Genomic DNA, 17,159 nt, shown 5'->3' with positions numbered 1-17,159 from the left:
GTTATGTATATCAAAGCATATGTAGTACGCCGTCAACAAACCCCATTGCCGTCTGCAATTCCTTCCGGATGGTACCATCAGAACACTTTCGTTTCTTCGCAATGGTACGTAGTGAGATGCCAATTATAAAGTGAGCAATAATCAACTCATACTCTTCAGGCTTATACTTACGCAACCGAGATACACATCCATCAATCATGATCCCTTCATCATCATCGCACTGCAGGCGCGATTTTTTCCCATGAGGAAGCAGGCCTTTAAATCCCGCAGCTATTGGCTGCCAGTCAACACCGTTACCGTCAGCAGCAGCCCATGCGCCCCAGCAGTCTAATACTTCATACATATCACGCATTGTTCTGTACTCCTGTTTTATTCATGCTTTCGCTAATCTGCATGCCCTGGGGGCTGAAGTGTTTGAGTGATGCTTCGAGTTTCATGCTTTCAGTAGCCCCTCTTTTTTCCATATGGCCAAAGTCCTGAGCACACCTTCTGCATGCATCAGGCGTAATTCATCGTGGGTGTAATCGGTGGTTTTTTTTCTGCCGTCGATCAGGTCATGACACCCGCAGCAGGCTATTGCCGCTTGGGTGTCATCGGGTTTGCACCCGGTACCACACGTCCCCGCCAGACGGTAATGCGCGAGAACACTGGTTTCCGGGTTGCCGTTGCAATAACCGGGGATCCGAACGGTACATTCGCGGCCACGAGCCGCTTTGCGAAGGTTTGCCATAATCACTCCCACATCCGATTACGCCAGCGGGAATCCGGGCGCGGAGGGTTCTTGTCCTCCACCAGCTGCGCGCTTACGGTCCAGGTTAGAAAGTCTGGGTTTAAACTGCGTTCAACCTTGATCCCCCGCTGCCGGTATTTAGCCACCAGCTCGTCTGCCTGGGCTGTTGTGCATTCGGTATGTGCGAACCATGATTTCTTCATAGTCATCACCCCGCGAAGCTCAGTAACTGGTTTGCGGCGTTCTCGACTTCTATCTGGCTGTTGAATGAACGGGAGAGTATCCAGCGCCAGAGAACATCCAACGACGCCTTGTACAATTCATGGAATTCGGTGTCGTCCATGCTGGAGAAAGAAATGCTACGGGGATGTTTTTTTAGCGTTCCGTCCGGCAGTTGTATGGCGTCATAATGCCCTGCCTCGACAATGACCCACGTCCGATAGGCGTCAAATGATTTACAGATGCTGATGCTACCGGCGCGTTTCTCGGCTACGCGATCGAGGTATTGTTCTGCGGCATCAAGGAGGGAGGATTCGTTACTGCCATAGGCGGCTAGAAAACTGGCGTAGCCATACACAAGCTTGCGCTCATTGGATGAGATCGCTCCGCCGGTAGGTTCCCAGTAGTCAAAGCCGAGATTGAGTAAAGCAAAGTAGCGGCGATGAAACGCCGGGTTGCGGACGAGTTTATAGTCGGCTTCCAGGACGGCGCCGAGCCTGCATTTTGATTGCAGAAATTCGCTGGTCTCCTGCGTTGCAGGGATCAGTATGCCTTGTGACTGCTTTATTAAGTGCAATTGCGCCATGGTTTCTCTCCGTGGCGCAGTAGGTTAACGGCTGTTCAGACCGTTGATTTCATATTATCAGAAGGTGTGATAATGCGGTAGCCAAGACGTTCAGCAAACCTCATAAATCCATTGAGCGTAAAGATTTCTTCGTCGGGCAGCAGTGGACGCATAGAAACCACTCCATTCGCCCTGTAAATTAAATGTCTTCCTGCGGAGGGGAAGCTAAAAAGAATAGCTCCATCTGATCTCCTGACAACATCATACCAGGAATGATCATCTGGAACCTCTAAACCATTACTCACATTACCCCCCCAGAGCGGCATGCAGACGCATTTAAAAAGCATGGTAGCAGCCAAAAAGGGCAACGCTTACTGCGACACTTTGGGAAATGCCCGCCACCATAAAAAGTGAATCAGTAAAACCAGTCGTCGGCGCTTTCCCACGTTTCCTGCAGGATTTCTTCAATCGTTTCTTTATCGCCGTCAATACCACCCAAAACACTCAATCCGTCAGCCCCTGCGCGGCGAATTGATAATTTGCAGCCATCATACTTCTGGCTGAACCGCCGCAGCAGTTCAGCTTCAAGGGCAGGCTCAGCACCATCTGGCAACACCTTCTTGCGGTCGATTGTGATTTCAATTCTCATAGTAACCTCGACATCGATATACTGTATAAATAAACAGTACACCCATGCCGATAAATGTTCAATATCTTAAGAGAACGAATTGTTAACTTTTCTATCAGTAGTTGCATAAAAAAACCCGCCGTAGCGGGTTGAATTGACAAGGTTTATTTTTTGTTACGGCCGGACGTATCGAAGTAGTACGCGTCACTGGCTCGTGGTATCTGGAGCCTTGATCCACATTTGTAGCGCACTCACATTCCGTAAAATGTAAGAGAGTAAAGTCCGCTCCTGGCACACAGCAGACAAACACGTGACGCTGTAGGTCTCCTGAGAGCGAAAAGCGGACGCCCGCAAAGCATTAACAGGCGTCCGATATTTTGAAGTGGGCAGATTACTTAACCCGTTTCCCCATTTCGTCAATGACTTTCTCGCCATCCTCTTTGGTAAACACTCCTTTCTGACCTTCCGGTAGAATATCCAACACTATTTCTGAAGGGCGGCAAAGACGAGTGCCAAGCGGCGTAACGACTACCGGCCGATTAATCAGGATCGGGTGTTGAAGCATGAAATCAATCAACTGCTCATCACTAAATTTCTCTTCATCAAGACCCAACTGTTCATAGGGTTCGACGTTCTTACGCAGCAATGCACGTACTCCAATACCCATATCTGAAATCAGTTTGATAAGTTCATCACGAGTCGGGGGAGTATCGAGATAATAAATAATGGTTGGTTCGTTACCGCTGTTACGGATCATCTCCAGCGTGTTACGTGAGGTCCCACAGGCCGGATTGTGATAGATGGTAATGTTGCTCATATCTGTATCTCATTACAAAGTGACGGAGAGCCGTAACGCCAGCGCGGCCAGAGTGACAAACAGCACGGGCAGAGTCATGATTATGCCCGTGCGGAAGTAATACCCCCAGGTGATGGTCATGTTTTTCTGTGCCAACACATGAAGCCATAACAGGGTTGCCAGACTGCCTATCGGGGTGATTTTAGGACCTAAATCGCAGCCAATCACATTGGCATAAATCATCGCCTCTCTGGCTATGCCGGACGCAGTGCTCCCGTCTATAGACAATGCGCCAATGAGTACCGTCGGCATATTGTTCATCACAGACGCCAGGAACGCAGTCAGGAAGCCGGTACCGAACGTAGCAGCCCATAAACCTTTGTCTGCCAGCATATTGAGTACGGCTGAAAGAGACTCAGTCAGTCCAGCGTTACGCAGGCCGTAAACGACCAGATACATACCCAGCGAGAAAATCACTATCTGCCAGGGCGCACCGCGCAGCACTTTCCCGGTATTTATGGCATGACCACGCTTTGCTACCACGAAAAGCACCGCAGCCCCAACTGCTGCTATCGCACTTACAGGGATCCCCAGCGGCTCCAGAACAAAGAAACCGGTCAGCAAGAACAGTAAAACAACCCAGCCCGCCCTGAACGTCGCTGGATCTTTAATCGCGCTGGCAGGCGTTTTGAGCAGTGAAACGTCATATCTGGCCGGAATATCGCGGCGGAAGAAGAGATGGAGCATGGCCAGCGTTGCAGCGATGGCCGCAAGGTTCACAGGGACCATCACGGAGGCGTACTGCGTAAAGCCCAGATCGAAGAAATCCGCCGAGACAATATTCACCAGGTTGGAAACTATCAGCGGCAGGCTGGCGGTATCGGCAATAAATCCCGCAGCCATAACAAAGGCCAGCGTCGTCGCCTGGCTGAACCCCAGTGCGAGCAGCATTGCAATCACAATTGGCGTCAGTATCAGCGCGGCACCGTCGTTAGCAAACAGAGCAGCAACAGCTGCGCCAAGCAGTACTATCCAGGTAAACAGCAGGCGGCCGTGCCCGTTACCCCATCTGGAAACATGCAGCGCGGCCCATTCAAAGAAACCGGACTCATCGAGCAGCAGGCTGATGATGATCACCGCAATGAATGCCGCTGTTGCGTTCCAGACGATGTTCCAGACTACAGGGATATCATGAATGTGGATAACTCCCGTTCCCAGCGCCAACACTGCTCCGATACTTGCACTCCAACCGATGCTTAGACCTCTGGGCTGCCAGATGACCAGGACCAGCGTCAGTATAAATATACTCCCTGCCAAAATCATTTCAGGTTCCTTTGCATATGGTTATGTATATGTGATGAAAAATTCTCAGCATGATGTACAGGCTGATTTTGACAGCCATTCACCCACATCTTCTCTCATACATTGCCAGGTCGTCGTGATCGTCTCAGCCGCCCACGCTGGCATGTGGGTAGACAGACGGTAGTGAATCCATTTGCCTTCCCGGCGGTCAAGCACTAACTCTGCTTCACGCAGAATAGCCATATGGCGAGATATTTTGGGCTGTGACTCAGTAGTGACCGCACATATATCGCATACGCATAGTTCGCCGGACTCCCGGAGAAGCATGACAATGGCGAGACGTGTTTCATCCGACAGGATTTTAAAAAGCTGAACAGGCTGTAGCATTGATTACTCCGTTCCCTTCAGAATATACATATGGTAAACCATATGCATTAGCTTTGAAATCACCGTAATATCCCGGAGGAGAAATAATGGAACACTTTCCTGCACTGAACGCTGATTGTTTCGATAAAAAGATTGCTGAGCACCTACAGCTCAATGAATCTCCACGCATTCTGATTCTGTATGGCTCGGTAAGAGAGCGTTCGTACAGTCGTTTTGCAGCAGAAGAGGCGGGTCGCCTGCTGACGGCGATGGGGGCGGAAGTCAGGCTGTTTAATCCTTCAGGTTTACCCCTGCCGGATGATGCTCCGGATACACACCCAAAAGTCATAGAGCTGCGCGGACTGGTCAGATGGTGTGATGGAATGGTGTGGAGCTCTCCTGAGCGGCATGGGGCAATGAGTGCGGTGATGAAGGCCCAGATCGACTGGATCCCGTTAAGCGAAGGCGCGGTCCGCCCTTCTCAAGGCAAAACTCTCGCTGTAATGCAGGTATGTGGCGGCTCGCAGTCTTTTAATGCGGTGAACCAGATGCGAATTCTTGGCCGCTGGATGAGGATGTTCACTATTCCTAACCAGTCTTCAGTCGCTAAAGCCTGGCAGGAATTCGATGAAAACGGGCGAATGAAACCTTCGTCCTGGTATGACCGCATTGTCGATGTCGCCGAGGAGTTATTTAAAATCACTCTCCTGTTCAAGGGGCAAAGCAGTTACCTTGCCGATCGCTACAGCGAACGAAAAGAGAGCCATCAGGAACTTTCGTCACGCGTCAATCAGGAGAAAATATAACGTTAGGTAGTTCAAAATGTCCGCTTATGGCACAAAGCTGCCTGTCAGCTGAGCTTAAGCTCTGTATCGTAAGAGCGCTAGCTCAGATCTGAGTTACAACACATAAATATTCACTAAAAGACTTCGGTTATTCTCTCATAATCATCTTTGCGACCACAGGCATATTCCCGTAAAGGATCCACTATTTCACCTCCTGCTGGGCGGCTGCGAGCACACTACGAACCGCGTCGAATGCTGGGGCTACAAATCCAACATCTTCGGTACAAACAGCGTCGAGGTTATTCAGCGTATCGCCCATGAATTCCATCGCGGCCAGTGATTTGAGCAGAGCGTCGCGGATAGAATCCGGAATTACCAGAGAGTTGCCTACCTGAAGCACGGCGGCGCGGCGAATATCAGTTTCCAGTTCCTTGGCCCAGTCCAGCCATTCATCAGGCAGCCCGCTTTTGCTGCTGGCTATGTGATTAGCGAGTTTGTATAAATCCTCGGTCTCTACCCGCGCTGGCTGCGCGTGGCGGTAGAGCGCGACATCTGCTGGCTCTGAGTTCTGCTCGCCCCACAGATGCGCTGTATCTCTACCCTGGTTGATATAGCCTATGTTTCGCTCATCGGTATAGGCTAGTGGGTCCCTGTCCTGCTCAGCCTTGCGGCGTTCCTGTAGCTCGCGCATTGCTGACGCTATATCAGCGTAATCTGTTAAAACAGAGTCGTCGCAAACTTCTGCGCGAGCGAGAATTTCAGCGATACGTTTTTCAGTTAAGTTTCTAGTCATTTGTTGGCCTCTGGCTTATCGACATAATGACCGCCTTCCCGCTGCTCAGCTCCTTCAAAGACAAAGCGCCATTTACGTTGTTTGCTCATTTGCCTGCTCCTGAGCTCTTACGATAACTAAATCTGTTGAGATCAAAATCAATGGTTGCTCGTTGGTCTCGAAACAACCCGAGACGCCCATAGCGGACGACTTTTCCGGAACGCGCCGCAGCACGAAAATGTTTTCCTACGGAATCACGACACATATGAAGTTCGGCGCAGGCCTCTTTCACCGTCAGGCGGCCTCTCGCCAGAGTCAGTTCGATAATTTTCTGAACGCTCGCCTGCTGTTGTTCGCGCGATTTGTTAGCCATAATCTCCTCACTTCACAACGCGCAAATGGTGCACATTTTTGCGGTGACTATCCCAGTCGAAATTGACCCAGATACCGCTATCCATCTGGAGACGGTCGAGGATCCGCGCGCCGAGGGTTTCCACCAGCGATTCGTAATTCAGGTTGGTCAGGACCCCTACCGGCCGCATCGACGAAAGCCGGCGATCGATAACCTGGTTCAGAATGACTTTCTCATTCCGGCTATCGCGCTGAATGCCCACTTCGTCGAGCACCAGCAGGTCAACCCGGCAAAGGTCGTCCAGCAACTCAGCTTCCGATTTTCCGGTGTCGTAGCATTCCCGAACCCGTAGCATCAGGTCAGGTATTGTGACCACCAGAACGGTATGCCCGCGCTGCAGCAGATAATTCCCGATCGCCGCAGCCAGATGATTTTTCCCGGTCCCCGGCTTGCCACTGAATACAAAACTGGTAAACCCGTCGCCGAAGTTCTGCGCGTAACTTTTTGCCAGCGTTAACGCCCGGCGCTGGCCATCGCCGTTCACTTGGTAATTTGCGAACGTGCAGCTGCGGTGCAGATCCTGAATACCCGCGCGCCCAAAAATTTTCTCAGCGCGAGTCTTCTGGTTTTCCTGCTCCAGTTCCTTGCAGCGCTTCCGCCCTTCGGACTCTTGCCAGGAGCGCCATTCTGCGACTGTGCCGAATTTTGGTTGCACACTCGCCGGAATAATTCGTTTCAGGCGCTCCAGCGCGCTGCCGGTACCAACAATGTTTTTCATCGCTACCCCTTGAATCCCGATGGGATGGTTTTGTCAGGCTCCGAGATCTGATTGGGATCTCGTGTGCCTGGCGCCTGCTGAATCGCCCACGGTTCGCTGAAGTGCATACCGGGACCAAAAAAAGTTTTCGCCTGTTTCACGTACTGCGTGTTCAGGTTTCCCTCAAATTTCACAAAAGCCGCGTAGCGCTCCACGCCTGAGTAAATTTCCTCAGCAGCTGTTCCCTCTCTGATGCGAGCATGCCAGGCCTTGTACGCATCGGACTTACTGTTTCCCCCTGCACGCTTTGGATAAATCGACCAGACCAGTTCGAACTCATCCGGGTATGTTTTTTTCTGTTCAGGGTTATCGCCTTCGCTCTGACCCTGATCGCTTGGGGGGGTGGCGTAGCCATGCCCCGAACTATCTTCTTCCTGTTCCTGTTCCTGTTCCTGTTCCTGGTTAAGGAAGGGTTGCAGAACCCTTTCGGAACCCTTTAGTTTCGAGATGCTGATATGGGATATGGCCGAGGCCATGACCCGCGCCAGCTCTGGCTTAACCGAGGATTTGTCCGGTACCTGATCAAACAATCGCAGAGCTGCAATCCCCTGGTTCGGGTTCTCCACCGAATTCCAGGCCAGAAAGTTACGTATCAGAACCCATTTCGAGGACGAATCACGCGTTGCGAAACCGTTCGCCGACAGTTCATCAAACCCTTTCGAAACCCTTTCAGGAGTCCAGGCAAGGTCTTCCGAAACATACCCATCAGGTAGCCGGAAACACCCAATCATGTTCGTGTGTTGACCAGTGAGCAGGTACAGTGCAAGCAGCCGGGCATCATCAGAAACCCGCCGCATTCCATCGCTAATCCAAAATGATGTATGCACCTTGCCGTAATCACGCATAGAGACCCCGTTGTTGCTTAAACTGGTGTGTTTTCATCACCAAGCACCCACAGCAAAGCCGCGGCGAATTCGCCGCTTGCGGTTTGAAGTGCCTGGGTGATTTCCTTACGGGATTTGAGACGCGGCTTTGTGTCACCGAGAACCTGGCGCTGCCGACGGGCTTTCTCATGACCGGTTACCCCCTCTGCTGCCGCCTCTAACTGCTTGACTGTCTCACGCTGTTTTTCCGGAGGCATATCGACGAGCTGGCGAGCTTGTGTGACCGTAACTTTCCCGGACTCAACAGCAGTTTGAACAGCCTGCGTTGCATCCAGGAGCGCCACGGTAGCCTGGACAGTTTTAACGCTGCAGCCGAAAAGCAGAGCAACATCACTTTCGTCATGCCCGTACTCCATCTGCTGAACCATTTTTTTTGCCCGGCCCAGTGGCGTATCTGGCTGCGTTATCTCGTTTTCACTGACCATGTATTTGGCCATTTGAATTGCTGACCCGCGTTTAGCAATACCCGGTATCGGCCAGGGCTCCAGCCCTTCCCGCTTACGCCTGGTATTTGCTTCTGTGGCGTTCTTCACGCGCTGCCGCCCTGCCACCACGCACGTTCTTCCGGACTCAGGGTCCTTCCACACGATAATGGGTTCGATTACACCGAGTTCCATAATGTTGAGGATCACCGATTCACTCAGCGGCAGGTGTACGCGCTCGTCATATAGCGGGTGTGATACATCGGTTACCAAATGCAGATTTTCCGGATCGAAAAAAAGCACGTTACTTTTGCCGCTGGCACCGTAAGCGTCGATTGAATTTTTAGCCATTGGCGCCCCCATTATTGATATTGGTATATTTCGTGTTCATAATTGCCCCTGTGAATTGATCCAGTTAATTCGCATAGAAAGCCGTAGGTGTTACCGCACCGCGGCTTTCGCCTTTTTGATACCTGCCATTACAGAGCTCCCAGCATTGAAGTAACGATTGCCATCAGTGGCGCCGTCAACTCCGGATCAACCCGGAACATCTCGACAATACCCTCACTCAGTTCTTTCAGTTTTTGGTGGTGCGGAGCTCCCATAGCAACAGCCACCTTTGCTTCGCTGGTTTCTTTTTCCAGACGAGCCAGACGGGACATAAAACTGTCTTCAGGCAATAGACGGTGGCGGTATTCCAGCGGAAGAACGGCCATGATGGCTGGCGTCAGAAGACGCACATTCGCGCGATACTTTTCCGAATCGACCTCGTTATCCAGGTAACGGAAAAGCTTCTGGCGGGCGCGGCTGATGTCAGCGGGAAATTCAATTTCATCCCCGCCCTGCTGGCGCCACTCATCGATGATGTATGTCGAAACAGCATCCTGACCTTCAGCTGCAGCCCAGGCGCGAACGGCTTCTCGAACCTTCCCAGGTAATACGCTTTGCGCTGGCTGATAACAATTTATCAATGGGTTAGCGGGAAACGCTGTATCCTGGTTAAACGTAAGTGATTGCATGTTGCTTTCCCTTTCGTAATTAGAACGGCCCTTTAGGCCACTTTTGGCTTACTGATTTCAAGAATCTGGGTGGTGGTAAAGCGACCTCCAGAGACTTCAGCAATTTTCGATGCATAAGCCGTCTCGCCGGTGTAATCAGTACGAGGCAAACATCCGCTATTAATCCATTTGTAAATTGCTCGCGGAGTTCGCTCGCATGCTTTGGCCACAACTGGTACGCGAATCAGCTTGATGATTTCGCCAAGGCTTGTTGGTTGCATTTTTTAACCCTCAATTTGTACTTTGAGTACACACTATATCGGAACTGATAGTTCACGCAAGAGATATTATGATTGAATCTATGGTTCAGGAAGAAAAAGCGCGAAAAGACTTTTCCCATAGGCTAGCGCTGGCCTGCGATAAAGCTGGTTTACCGGTTCATGGTCGTCAGGCTGAGATAGCCAAAAAGATGAAGTTGACACCAAAGGCCGTAAGCAAATGGTTTAACGGGGAATCAATTCCAAGGCGCGGGAAGCTGCAAGAGCTTGCTGCGAGTATTGGCACAACTTCAACTTACCTATTAGGTGACAGCGAGGCTGATGGGATCTCGGAGGGGCGCTTGCAGAAATCGACAGAAACATTTCGTATAAATGTTCTCGATTTCTCTGTTAGTGCGGGGCCCGGAGTCATTAACAGTGAGTTCGTGGAGGTACTGCGCTCCGTGGAATACTCCGTTGAAGATGCTCGCCAGATGTTTAACGGTCGCAAGCAAGAACAGGTCCGAATCATCAACGTTCGCGGCGACAGTATGTCTGGCACGATAGAGCCTGGTGATCTGCTTTTCGTCGATATCAGCATTCAGCAGTTTGATGGCGACGGCATTTACGCCTTCATCTATGACGATACATCGCATGTAAAGCGCCTGCAGAAGATGAAAGACAAACTTCTGGTTATCTCCGATAACCCTACTTATCGACCGTGGGAGCCGATTGAGAAGGAAGAGATGAACAAAATTTTTGTCTTCGGCAAAGTAATCGGCAGTATGCCGCAGACATACAGGAAGCATGGCTGATATATATTCACGAATGTTTAAATAGCTTACGGAGTCAATATGTCATGACTGAAAGTATTCATAGCGATTATTTTAAGTGGTGGTGTGGCACAGTTGTAGTGGGTGCCATTCCTATTTTCATAAGGCTAATCGCTTATTTTTTAACAGATAACAACCTTGAGTTATTTAATATAACTGAACTCGTTGGCTTTGGATTTGCTATACAAATATCAAGTATTTATTTTGGTATTGGGCAACAAAATATAAAAACTGAAAACATCTTAATTATAAACACAACATTCTCATTAGTTTTTGTAGTGATCTTTTCTATCATCTATATAATAAGTTTAATTTCAGCAAACACATTAAACCCAGCCACAACAAAGACATTCGTTATAATAGCCTGCCTAATATCTTTGTATGTTGGGCAGAATTCTGTCAAATGCGCTATAATGAATAAAAACTGTGTGGAGGGGTGAGCAATGCAATCATCTACAATTATTATGTTTTTATTAACAATTGTAATACCGATTATTATCGCCATTATTTCAAAGAGGAATCTTAATAAAACCATCAATCGATTCGAAAAATTAAGAGAAGAAAATAAAAAGAGCTTCAACGACAAAAAAGAAGATTTCAAGTTTCGTTAAATGGAAATAAAAATGTCTCTAAAAAATATAATTTACATTGATTATGAAAAGGTTTACTCTCTTAGTTCTCAATTATTTGAGGGTATAACTCAATCGGCATTGCAACATAAAGAGTCAACTTTATCCAACTCCGATGCTATTGAAGTTAAAGCACAGCATAAATCAAGCGAAAGCAGTGATACTCAAAAACTATCTACCATAATCAACCCACATGATTATCATTACTTAAAGTTCGAGAAAGAGCTTTATAGCAGAGGAATAATTACAGATATAAACACCTCAATTCCATTCGAAAATATAAACCCTAGTTCTTTCGTGAAAGTTAAATGTCAAATTCAGTTTAATGATTATGAAAAACTTAAAGACACATCAAAGCGTTTTGCAGAAATAAGTTACGCAATCAACTATGTACACAAAACAGACGATATAGACTCATTAGCACAATTACTTAAGGAGTTGAAACCAAAATCATCTGAATATACTCTTATTAAACAAAAACAATCTGAGTTAATGAAAGAGCTTGATGACTTGGTTTCAGATACAAAGAAAAAATTTTTTGAAAAATTATCTTTAGTTTTAGACTATGCATATGGTACTGAGATTGAGATCTCTCAAAAGTTACACAATGTAAAATTCACATCATTTCTGATTAGAGAATTTTTAAAGATATCCCCTGAAATGTTTGTTAAACTGCATTCTCGACGCTCCGCATCTGAATTCAGTGTTGTAGGAATTATCACCAGACCCCCAAAATCACCAGAAATGGATGATAGAGAAGAACGTATCATAGATGGCATCAGAAGTGCTGCATGGAATATGAATGATGCCTTATTCGATCTCGAATCGACTTTTTGCGCACCAGACTCGCATGAGTATTTTATTGAGCCAATAGCGATGTATCATGAACTTTAGACCATATCCCGGCTATGTAGCCGGGATATTTATTACAAATATCTAGTCTTGTTTCCGTTTTTCATTACATTATCTATTACATAGTATTGCCCTTTCAATCTCGCTAACGATTAACGCTGCGCAATCTTCCAGATAGCTCATCTCGTTCCATATCCATTCCTAAACCCATGGCAATAGCTTTTTGGCGTTTTTTTGAGCACATCGGGTTCAACGGGAAAAATAAATCCCTTTAAAGTTCATGTTGTTATGTGTTTATGAACTTTCCATATCGACACAATGTACTTTTGGTACTTTACAATAATGAACTTATAGTACATCATCACTTCATCGCGAAACACAACGCGCAGTAGGTTTAAACGTTCCGCTACCCGGCGATAAGGGCTAACTAAACGAGGTGACCCATGGAATTCAAAAATCTCCCCCTAAAGGTGCAGGAAATCGCAGCGCAGTGTCTGGCAGATAAAATCTGTTTCGTGTCAGGTTTCGCGGAAGGGGCAGTGAAAAACGAGCCTGCGAAAGACCAGGCCCGCCAGGTAAGAGAAGCGTTTATTGAGCTTTATTGCGAAGAATATCAGGGCGAAGAAGAAGCTAAACAGTTCAAGCTGTATGGCCTATTTCCTCATCTCCGCAAAGTTATGAGTGAGCTGGAGCGCTCCCCAAAAGGTAAGGAAACAAATGATCGCTTTCTTGCTGAATTAAAGTTCGTCGAGACCCAACTGAAATAGGTCTTGAATCTCAACAACAACAACCTTTGGGTTAACTCTGACTTGCTCCGCAATTGACCTAGCGAGAAAGCCTATAGAAATGGGGTTGTCCAGGCCTTCAGAGCTATAAAAATGATATTCAGCATCAGGAAGGCGCAGAAAGTTGTCGTTACCGGGAAATTTGGCAAATTTATAGAAATGCTTCTCAGCCATTTTTGTATGCAGTTCTTCGTAATCTGCAGGCTTTGAATCTCTGAGTTCGATGCGAACGATAAATCTTGTCATTTTGGTTTTCCTTGCTGGCTGTGTGAGAACTCCAGCATACCACCGAGCCTGAAGTGGTGAAAAGACAGGCAACTACAGGCTTTGCAATGCGGTGAATGCGGCTATGCGCACGCGGCTCAGTTAAAGCAAAAGCAGTACCGCCTTGTTTCCCGGGTGGGGTGGAAAAGAAGCTGTCGGCAGTAGTTGTTAACTGGCTACCGTCACCGGGAGGCACCCGGCGCCGCATTGCAAAGCCTGATTAATGGTTAGTCAGCACGCAACGTTAGCCGCGTTAAGGCTGGAGCTGAAATGAGTAAAAACGGCATTCGCTCTCTGGTCATTTCGGTAATCGTCGGCCTTCTGTTTTGGGCCGCCACTTACAAACCAATGGTAGGGGTAATTTCATGGTTGATTATGCTCGCCAGCCCGCTCGTCAGCAGGCTGTTCGCCTGACGCAAAGCGAGGCTTTTGCTCGCAGGGTTTGTTATCTGATCGCAAAAACAGGCTCTTTTTTCTGCCACCTTTTCTGCCGTCTGGTTGCGCTGTTCGCGCAAAAAGGTGATCCGTCATGAGCACGATGTTCGCGCTGATGCTCACCGTCGGCATGTTAACAGGCGGAAATCAGGATGTTTTGCTCGGCGTTTACGACAGCGAGCTGGAGTGTAAGAAGGCAGCTGTTGAACAAGGAATTCAGGGCGAGTGTTACCCGTTGAAGGGCGTTTTAGAAGAGCACCCCGCCGCATTTACGGCGCAAATGTAGGAGGCACGATGCAAAAGAAATGCGCGTACTGCCGCATGCCGATCGAGGAAGGCACTGAAGTAAACATGACCATCCTCATCATTCACGGCTCGCAGCTGGCGCCACGAGAAAGAACGTATTGCTCTAAGAAGTGCGGTCAGTACGACCAGATGGCCAACGAGGCATAACGTAAAACCCGCCGAAGCGGGCTGTACGTCCGGTGACACCGACCAAAGTTCCACCGGAAATTACCAAAAACCAATGAACACACAATGGGCGCTATCAATGGCCCGTGGATTCTAACATCCAAAATCGAGGCAACGACATGGAATTTTTTAATCTGATAAGGGCCACTCAAAAATCAGGTAAGCCAGACGGCGTTATCTGGCGCACCGCGAAATCTGAAGCTCGCGCTAACCTGCAGCTCGAAGTAGACCTGGAAGATGCGGGAATCGAAACGGGCCGTGGTCATGACTACAATAAGCCGATCCGCACCGATTTCCCGGTATTTAACGACCTGCCGGCTGAAGGCGTGCTCGATTTCGGATGGTGCAACCGTTACGAACTCGCAGACGACCAGCGCACCTGGCAGTTGAAGGCGGGCGCAGTTCCTGCCGACGAATTCCACCAGGAAGAAGAGAGCCAGGACAACGGGGCTGTCATCGTGGATGGTGTCGACACGTCGACAGGTGAAATTCTGATTGGTCAGTCCAGCGCCGGTAATGCCGATATCACTGAAGACGACGATCAAAATACACTTTATCCGGTCGTGAAACTTCGCAGACCACAACTCATTATCTCTCAGTTCATTAGCAACGCTGTTGCTCACCATGTCACTCAGAGGCAGCGTATCCAAATCGGCGCGCTGGAAATGGATACTGACAACCACTACATCCAGAATCTGTTGCTGGCGACACGAAGCATTCCTGAGATCGACGAACTCACGACAGCCAATCTCTGGAAATTAACCGACGCTGTTAAAAAGGTCTTTCCCGAAGATAAGCGGACTGAGCTCGGCTTGTTGCTTAATTTCCTGAAAGTCTGGATAGAAACCCCGCATATTGACCGCGGCATTTTGGTCAAAGAGTGGGCTGGCGGGAATCGTATTTCAAGGGTTCAAAAGCAAGAGACACAAACCACTACTGAATCCCCACGCTACAAACGTGCTGTAACTCAGAGCATGGCGAATCTTGGCATTGAGATCGCCATTGCTCAACTTTATCCCGATGCCGAACCGGGAAAAATTAGCCGCCCCCAGCTCATTGGAGCGAAGGACCTGGTAGACCGGAAAGAGGATATTCACGTAAAAGCGCTGAAGATCCTCGGCAAAACCACCGACATTCTCGACTACGACGCTCACAGCATTTTCGGTGTCACCCGAGCCATTAAATGGAACAGTGAGGAAGATACCTCAGAACTGCGGGCGATGGTTCGCAACTGGTTTACCGAAAATGGCATCTATGAAAATGGTGAACCCTCTAAAGGTTATCCGGAATGGAATGATGCCCCCCGAGGGTCCGCCCATTCAAGCGCAGATACAAAGACCTTCGATGATGTTGATAAACAGACGACCACAGAACACGGTGAGTTTGGCGAGGTCGTTAGCCACCCGACGGATCCAAATGTGGTCTCAGCAGAGCTGGCGAAAGCAGAACAACCGCAAGTCGCCAATCTCGGCGCTGGCGTGTTCTCCATCGAAGGCCTGATGGACACTCCTGTCCCAACAAACGCTAAAGAAGAGGCCACCAGCAATGTGCAGATGGAAGCGGCTCAGCCGGTCAAAGTCGAAGTTGAAAATGCGATATCAGCAGGCGAAAGCGCTGATGCAGCTGCTGCGCAAACAGATGCCGTAACCCCGGCGGAAGCACAGCCTGAACTCAGCGCGACCGCCGAAGAGTTAAAGGTGGAGTGGCCGGAATACTTCGAGCCAGGGCGCTATGAAGGTCTGCCGAACGAGGTTTATCACGCAGCCAACGCTACCAGCTCCACGATGGTCAAGGATGCTCGAGTATCCCTGATGTATTTCGATGCACGCCACGTATCCAAAACCATTCAGAAAGTGCGCTCTCCGGTATTGGATATGGGCAACCTTGTGCATGCACTGGCGCTGCAGCCTGACGACATGGACAAAGAGTTCAGCGTCGAGCCCGAAATCCCTGAAGGTGCGTTCACTACCACCGCGACGATCCGCTCTTTTATCGATGAGTACAACGCTACCCTGCCGGCACTGTTGAGCAGTGACGATATCAAAGCATTGCTGGATGCACATAACGCCACCCTGCCCGCGCCGTTCCCGCTTGGGGCATCCGTTGACGAATCCTATGCGTCATATGAGCAACTACCGGAAGAGTTCCAGCGCATCGAGAATGGGACTAAGCATACTGCTACGGCAATGAAGGCCTGCATCAAAGAATACAACGCCACCCTGCCCGCGCCGGTTAAAACCAGCGGCAGCCGCGACGCATTGCTGGAACAGCTGGCAATCATTAATCCTGACCTGGTCGCACAGGAAACCCAGAAGCCGCAGCCGCTGAAAGTCTCCGGCACCAAAACGGATCTCATTCAGATTGTGAAATCCGTTAATGCTGATGCGGTATTCGCCGACGAATTGCTGGATGCCTGGCGCGAGAACCCGGAAGGAAAAGTGCTGGTTACCCGTCAGCAGCTAAGCACTGCGCTGGCCATTCAGAAAGCACTGTTGAATCATCCGACCGCCGGCAAGTTGCTGACACACCCGAGCCGCGCCGTCGAGGTGAGCTATTTCGGTATTGATGAAGAGACTGGCCTGGAAATCCGCGTGCGCCCTGACCTTGAGATCGACATGGGAGGCCTGCGCATTGGTGCAGACCTGAAGACCATCAGCATGTGGAATATCAAACAGGAAGGCCTGCGCGCCAAACTGCACCGGGAAATCATCGAGCGCGACTACCACCTGAGCGCAGCAATGTACTGCGAAACCGCAGCCCTCGATCAGTTCTTCTGGATTTTCGTCAACAAAGACGAGAACTACCACTGGATCGCCATCATCGAGGCATCAGAAGAGCTGCTGGAACTCGGCATGCTGGAATATCGCAAAGCGATGCGCGCCATAGCTCACGGTTTCGACACAGGCGAGTGGCCGGCGCCAATTACCGAAGACTACGCCGAAGAGCTCAACGATTTTGATGTGCGCCGTCTCGAAGCGCTGCGCGTACAGGCTTAAG

26 protein-coding genes are annotated in these 17,159 nt (G+C 49.4%); 9 read left to right on the top strand and 17 right to left on the bottom strand.

Translation table 11 applies throughout. The features are described from left to right. Window positions 1-10 precede the first annotated feature (10 nt). The 9 genes from M2416_RS08320 to M2416_RS08280 form a co-directional block, all read right to left on the bottom strand. Entirely contained in the window at window positions 11-352 is a 342-nt protein-coding gene (locus tag M2416_RS08320) for an antiterminator Q family protein (protein ID WP_134526399.1), read from the bottom strand. Between the two features lie 81 nt (window positions 353-433). After that, entirely contained in the window at window positions 434-730 is a 297-nt protein-coding gene (locus M2416_RS08315) for a DUF1364 domain-containing protein (RefSeq protein ID WP_134526404.1), read from the bottom strand. A gap of 2 nt (window positions 731-732) precedes the next feature. Further along, window positions 733-939 (bottom strand): hypothetical protein, encoded by a 207-nt coding sequence (locus tag M2416_RS08310; protein ID WP_237373411.1) that lies wholly within the window; start codon window positions 937-939, stop codon window positions 733-735. Further along, window positions 939-1,535: a DUF1367 family protein gene (locus M2416_RS08305; RefSeq protein ID WP_259223249.1), complete on the bottom strand. Its 597-nt coding sequence runs from the start codon at window positions 1,533-1,535 to the stop codon at window positions 939-941. The genes M2416_RS08310 and M2416_RS08305 overlap by 1 nt, the downstream gene beginning before the upstream one ends. Window positions 1,536-1,570: 35 nt before the next feature. Next, window positions 1,571-1,819 (bottom strand): hypothetical protein, encoded by a 249-nt coding sequence (locus tag M2416_RS08300; RefSeq protein WP_227503250.1) that lies wholly within the window; start codon window positions 1,817-1,819, stop codon window positions 1,571-1,573. Between the two features lie 110 nt (window positions 1,820-1,929). Continuing rightward, complete coding sequence (locus M2416_RS08295; protein ID WP_178996659.1) at window positions 1,930-2,163, bottom strand: DinI-like family protein; 234 nt, start codon at window positions 2,161-2,163, stop codon at window positions 1,930-1,932. Between the two features lie 370 nt (window positions 2,164-2,533). Next, window positions 2,534-2,959 (bottom strand): glutaredoxin-dependent arsenate reductase, encoded by a 426-nt coding sequence (arsC, locus tag M2416_RS08290; protein ID WP_076946774.1) that lies wholly within the window; start codon window positions 2,957-2,959, stop codon window positions 2,534-2,536. A 12-nt stretch (window positions 2,960-2,971) separates the two neighbouring features. Next, window positions 2,972-4,261 (bottom strand): arsenic transporter, encoded by a 1,290-nt coding sequence (locus M2416_RS08285; RefSeq protein ID WP_115192521.1) that lies wholly within the window; start codon window positions 4,259-4,261, stop codon window positions 2,972-2,974. A gap of 45 nt (window positions 4,262-4,306) precedes the next feature. Further along, window positions 4,307-4,627: a metalloregulator ArsR/SmtB family transcription factor gene (locus M2416_RS08280; RefSeq protein ID WP_259223240.1), complete on the bottom strand. Its 321-nt coding sequence runs from the start codon at window positions 4,625-4,627 to the stop codon at window positions 4,307-4,309. Window positions 4,628-4,713: 86 nt separating this feature from the next. Here M2416_RS08280 and arsH point away from each other — a divergent pair, with 86 nt between their 5' ends. Next, complete coding sequence (gene arsH, locus M2416_RS08275; RefSeq protein ID WP_123552177.1) at window positions 4,714-5,412, top strand: arsenical resistance protein ArsH; 699 nt, start codon at window positions 4,714-4,716, stop codon at window positions 5,410-5,412. Between the two features lie 181 nt (window positions 5,413-5,593). Here arsH and M2416_RS08270 read toward each other — a convergent pair whose 3' ends face one another. From M2416_RS08270 to M2416_RS08240, 7 genes are all read right to left on the bottom strand, one after another. After that, complete coding sequence (locus M2416_RS08270) at window positions 5,594-6,184, bottom strand: hypothetical protein (RefSeq protein WP_227697866.1); 591 nt, start codon at window positions 6,182-6,184, stop codon at window positions 5,594-5,596. Window positions 6,185-6,269: 85 nt separating this feature from the next. Then, the gene (locus M2416_RS08265; protein ID WP_132509886.1) at window positions 6,270-6,536 is read right to left on the bottom strand and encodes a DUF977 family protein; all 267 of its coding nucleotides are present in this window, start codon (window positions 6,534-6,536) and stop codon (window positions 6,270-6,272) included. A 7-nt stretch (window positions 6,537-6,543) separates the two neighbouring features. Further along, on the bottom strand, window positions 6,544-7,293 hold the full coding sequence (locus M2416_RS08260; RefSeq protein WP_259223233.1) for an ATP-binding protein: 750 nt from the start codon (window positions 7,291-7,293) through the stop codon (window positions 6,544-6,546). Between the two features lie 2 nt (window positions 7,294-7,295). Then, complete coding sequence (locus M2416_RS08255; RefSeq protein WP_259223231.1) at window positions 7,296-8,177, bottom strand: hypothetical protein; 882 nt, start codon at window positions 8,175-8,177, stop codon at window positions 7,296-7,298. Between the two features lie 17 nt (window positions 8,178-8,194). Then, window positions 8,195-8,989, bottom strand: coding sequence for a ParB/RepB/Spo0J family partition protein (locus M2416_RS08250; RefSeq protein WP_259223230.1), 795 nt, complete (start codon window positions 8,987-8,989; stop codon window positions 8,195-8,197). Window positions 8,990-9,117: 128 nt separating this feature from the next. Next, window positions 9,118-9,657, bottom strand: coding sequence for a toxin YdaT domain-containing protein (locus tag M2416_RS08245; RefSeq protein WP_259223229.1), 540 nt, complete (start codon window positions 9,655-9,657; stop codon window positions 9,118-9,120). A gap of 32 nt (window positions 9,658-9,689) precedes the next feature. Beyond that, entirely contained in the window at window positions 9,690-9,917 is a 228-nt protein-coding gene (locus tag M2416_RS08240) for a hypothetical protein (protein ID WP_046881255.1), read from the bottom strand. A gap of 68 nt (window positions 9,918-9,985) precedes the next feature. Here M2416_RS08240 and M2416_RS08235 point away from each other — a divergent pair, with 68 nt between their 5' ends. The 4 genes from M2416_RS08235 to M2416_RS08220 all read left to right on the top strand — a co-directional run bounded on the left by M2416_RS08235 (window position 9,986) and on the right by M2416_RS08220 (window position 12,974). Further along, a complete protein-coding gene (locus M2416_RS08235; protein ID WP_259223226.1) occupies window positions 9,986-10,708 on the top strand; it encodes an XRE family transcriptional regulator in 723 nt (240 codons plus the stop codon). A gap of 44 nt (window positions 10,709-10,752) precedes the next feature. Continuing rightward, window positions 10,753-11,166, top strand: coding sequence for a hypothetical protein (locus M2416_RS08230; RefSeq protein ID WP_046881258.1), 414 nt, complete (start codon window positions 10,753-10,755; stop codon window positions 11,164-11,166). A gap of 183 nt (window positions 11,167-11,349) precedes the next feature. After that, entirely contained in the window at window positions 11,350-12,249 is a 900-nt protein-coding gene (locus M2416_RS08225) for a DUF6414 family protein (RefSeq protein ID WP_259223224.1), read from the top strand. 401 nt (window positions 12,250-12,650) lie between these two features. Further along, on the top strand, window positions 12,651-12,974 hold the full coding sequence (locus M2416_RS08220) for a hypothetical protein (RefSeq protein ID WP_259223221.1): 324 nt from the start codon (window positions 12,651-12,653) through the stop codon (window positions 12,972-12,974). Here the strand turns inward: M2416_RS08220 and M2416_RS08215 are convergent. Then, the gene (locus M2416_RS08215; protein ID WP_259223220.1) at window positions 12,945-13,238 is read right to left on the bottom strand and encodes a DUF2622 domain-containing protein; all 294 of its coding nucleotides are present in this window, start codon (window positions 13,236-13,238) and stop codon (window positions 12,945-12,947) included. The genes M2416_RS08220 and M2416_RS08215 overlap by 30 nt on opposite strands. Before the next feature lie 288 nt (window positions 13,239-13,526). Between M2416_RS08215 and M2416_RS08210 the strand changes: the two genes are divergently transcribed. From M2416_RS08210 to M2416_RS08195, 4 genes are all read left to right on the top strand, one after another. Continuing rightward, on the top strand, window positions 13,527-13,670 hold the full coding sequence (locus M2416_RS08210; RefSeq protein WP_178996646.1) for a hypothetical protein: 144 nt from the start codon (window positions 13,527-13,529) through the stop codon (window positions 13,668-13,670). 115 nt (window positions 13,671-13,785) lie between these two features. After that, window positions 13,786-13,977, top strand: coding sequence for a DUF1482 family protein (locus tag M2416_RS08205; RefSeq protein ID WP_076946720.1), 192 nt, complete (start codon window positions 13,786-13,788; stop codon window positions 13,975-13,977). 8 nt (window positions 13,978-13,985) lie between these two features. Further along, window positions 13,986-14,144 carry a YdaE family protein gene (locus tag M2416_RS08200; protein ID WP_143716457.1) on the top strand — a complete coding sequence of 53 codons (159 nt, stop codon included), beginning with the start codon at window positions 13,986-13,988 and terminating at the stop codon, window positions 14,142-14,144. 137 nt (window positions 14,145-14,281) lie between these two features. Further along, window positions 14,282-17,158 carry a RecE family exodeoxyribonuclease gene (locus M2416_RS08195; RefSeq protein ID WP_259223215.1) on the top strand — a complete coding sequence of 959 codons (2,877 nt, stop codon included), beginning with the start codon at window positions 14,282-14,284 and terminating at the stop codon, window positions 17,156-17,158. Window position 17,159: the final 1 nt, after the last annotated feature.

The organism is Klebsiella sp. BIGb0132, from assembly GCF_024810075.1.
Taxonomy (GTDB): domain Bacteria; phylum Pseudomonadota; class Gammaproteobacteria; order Enterobacterales; family Enterobacteriaceae; genus Klebsiella; species Klebsiella terrigena.
This window is presented reverse-complemented; position numbering and strand designations above follow the sequence as displayed.

Bases quoted from the DNA above. Each gene is read 5' to 3' on its own strand.
- M2416_RS08240 (WP_046881255.1), bottom strand. From the start codon at position 9,917: ATGCAACCAACAAGCCTTGGCGAAATCATCAAGCTGATTCGCGTACCA.
- M2416_RS08215 (WP_259223220.1), bottom strand. From the start codon at position 13,238: ATGACAAGATTTATCGTTCGCATCGAACTCAGAGATTCAAAGCCTGCA.
- M2416_RS08255 (WP_259223231.1), bottom strand. From the start codon at position 8,177: ATGCGTGATTACGGCAAGGTGCATACATCATTTTGGATTAGCGATGGA.
- M2416_RS08250 (WP_259223230.1), bottom strand. From the start codon at position 8,989: ATGGCTAAAAATTCAATCGACGCTTACGGTGCCAGCGGCAAAAGTAAC.
- M2416_RS08235 (WP_259223226.1), top strand. From the start codon at position 9,986: ATGATTGAATCTATGGTTCAGGAAGAAAAAGCGCGAAAAGACTTTTCC.
- M2416_RS08270 (WP_227697866.1), bottom strand. From the start codon at position 6,184: ATGACTAGAAACTTAACTGAAAAACGTATCGCTGAAATTCTCGCTCGC.
- M2416_RS08305 (WP_259223249.1), bottom strand. From the start codon at position 1,535: ATGGCGCAATTGCACTTAATAAAGCAGTCACAAGGCATACTGATCCCT.
- M2416_RS08195 (WP_259223215.1), top strand. From the start codon at position 14,282: ATGGAATTTTTTAATCTGATAAGGGCCACTCAAAAATCAGGTAAGCCA.
- M2416_RS08200 (WP_143716457.1), top strand. From the start codon at position 13,986: ATGCAAAAGAAATGCGCGTACTGCCGCATGCCGATCGAGGAAGGCACT.
- M2416_RS08320 (WP_134526399.1), bottom strand. From the start codon at position 352: ATGCGTGATATGTATGAAGTATTAGACTGCTGGGGCGCATGGGCTGCT.
- M2416_RS08265 (WP_132509886.1), bottom strand. From the start codon at position 6,536: ATGGCTAACAAATCGCGCGAACAACAGCAGGCGAGCGTTCAGAAAATT.
- M2416_RS08280 (WP_259223240.1), bottom strand. From the start codon at position 4,627: ATGCTACAGCCTGTTCAGCTTTTTAAAATCCTGTCGGATGAAACACGT.
- arsH (WP_123552177.1), top strand. From the start codon at position 4,714: ATGGAACACTTTCCTGCACTGAACGCTGATTGTTTCGATAAAAAGATT.
- M2416_RS08295 (WP_178996659.1), bottom strand. From the start codon at position 2,163: ATGAGAATTGAAATCACAATCGACCGCAAGAAGGTGTTGCCAGATGGT.
- M2416_RS08310 (WP_237373411.1), bottom strand. From the start codon at position 939: ATGACTATGAAGAAATCATGGTTCGCACATACCGAATGCACAACAGCC.
- M2416_RS08285 (WP_115192521.1), bottom strand. From the start codon at position 4,261: ATGATTTTGGCAGGGAGTATATTTATACTGACGCTGGTCCTGGTCATC.
- M2416_RS08220 (WP_259223221.1), top strand. From the start codon at position 12,651: ATGGAATTCAAAAATCTCCCCCTAAAGGTGCAGGAAATCGCAGCGCAG.
- M2416_RS08260 (WP_259223233.1), bottom strand. From the start codon at position 7,293: ATGAAAAACATTGTTGGTACCGGCAGCGCGCTGGAGCGCCTGAAACGA.
- M2416_RS08230 (WP_046881258.1), top strand. From the start codon at position 10,753: ATGACTGAAAGTATTCATAGCGATTATTTTAAGTGGTGGTGTGGCACA.
- M2416_RS08245 (WP_259223229.1), bottom strand. From the start codon at position 9,657: ATGCAATCACTTACGTTTAACCAGGATACAGCGTTTCCCGCTAACCCA.
- arsC (WP_076946774.1), bottom strand. From the start codon at position 2,959: ATGAGCAACATTACCATCTATCACAATCCGGCCTGTGGGACCTCACGT.
- M2416_RS08210 (WP_178996646.1), top strand. From the start codon at position 13,527: ATGAGTAAAAACGGCATTCGCTCTCTGGTCATTTCGGTAATCGTCGGC.
- M2416_RS08225 (WP_259223224.1), top strand. From the start codon at position 11,350: ATGTCTCTAAAAAATATAATTTACATTGATTATGAAAAGGTTTACTCT.
- M2416_RS08315 (WP_134526404.1), bottom strand. From the start codon at position 730: ATGGCAAACCTTCGCAAAGCGGCTCGTGGCCGCGAATGTACCGTTCGG.
- M2416_RS08205 (WP_076946720.1), top strand. From the start codon at position 13,786: ATGAGCACGATGTTCGCGCTGATGCTCACCGTCGGCATGTTAACAGGC.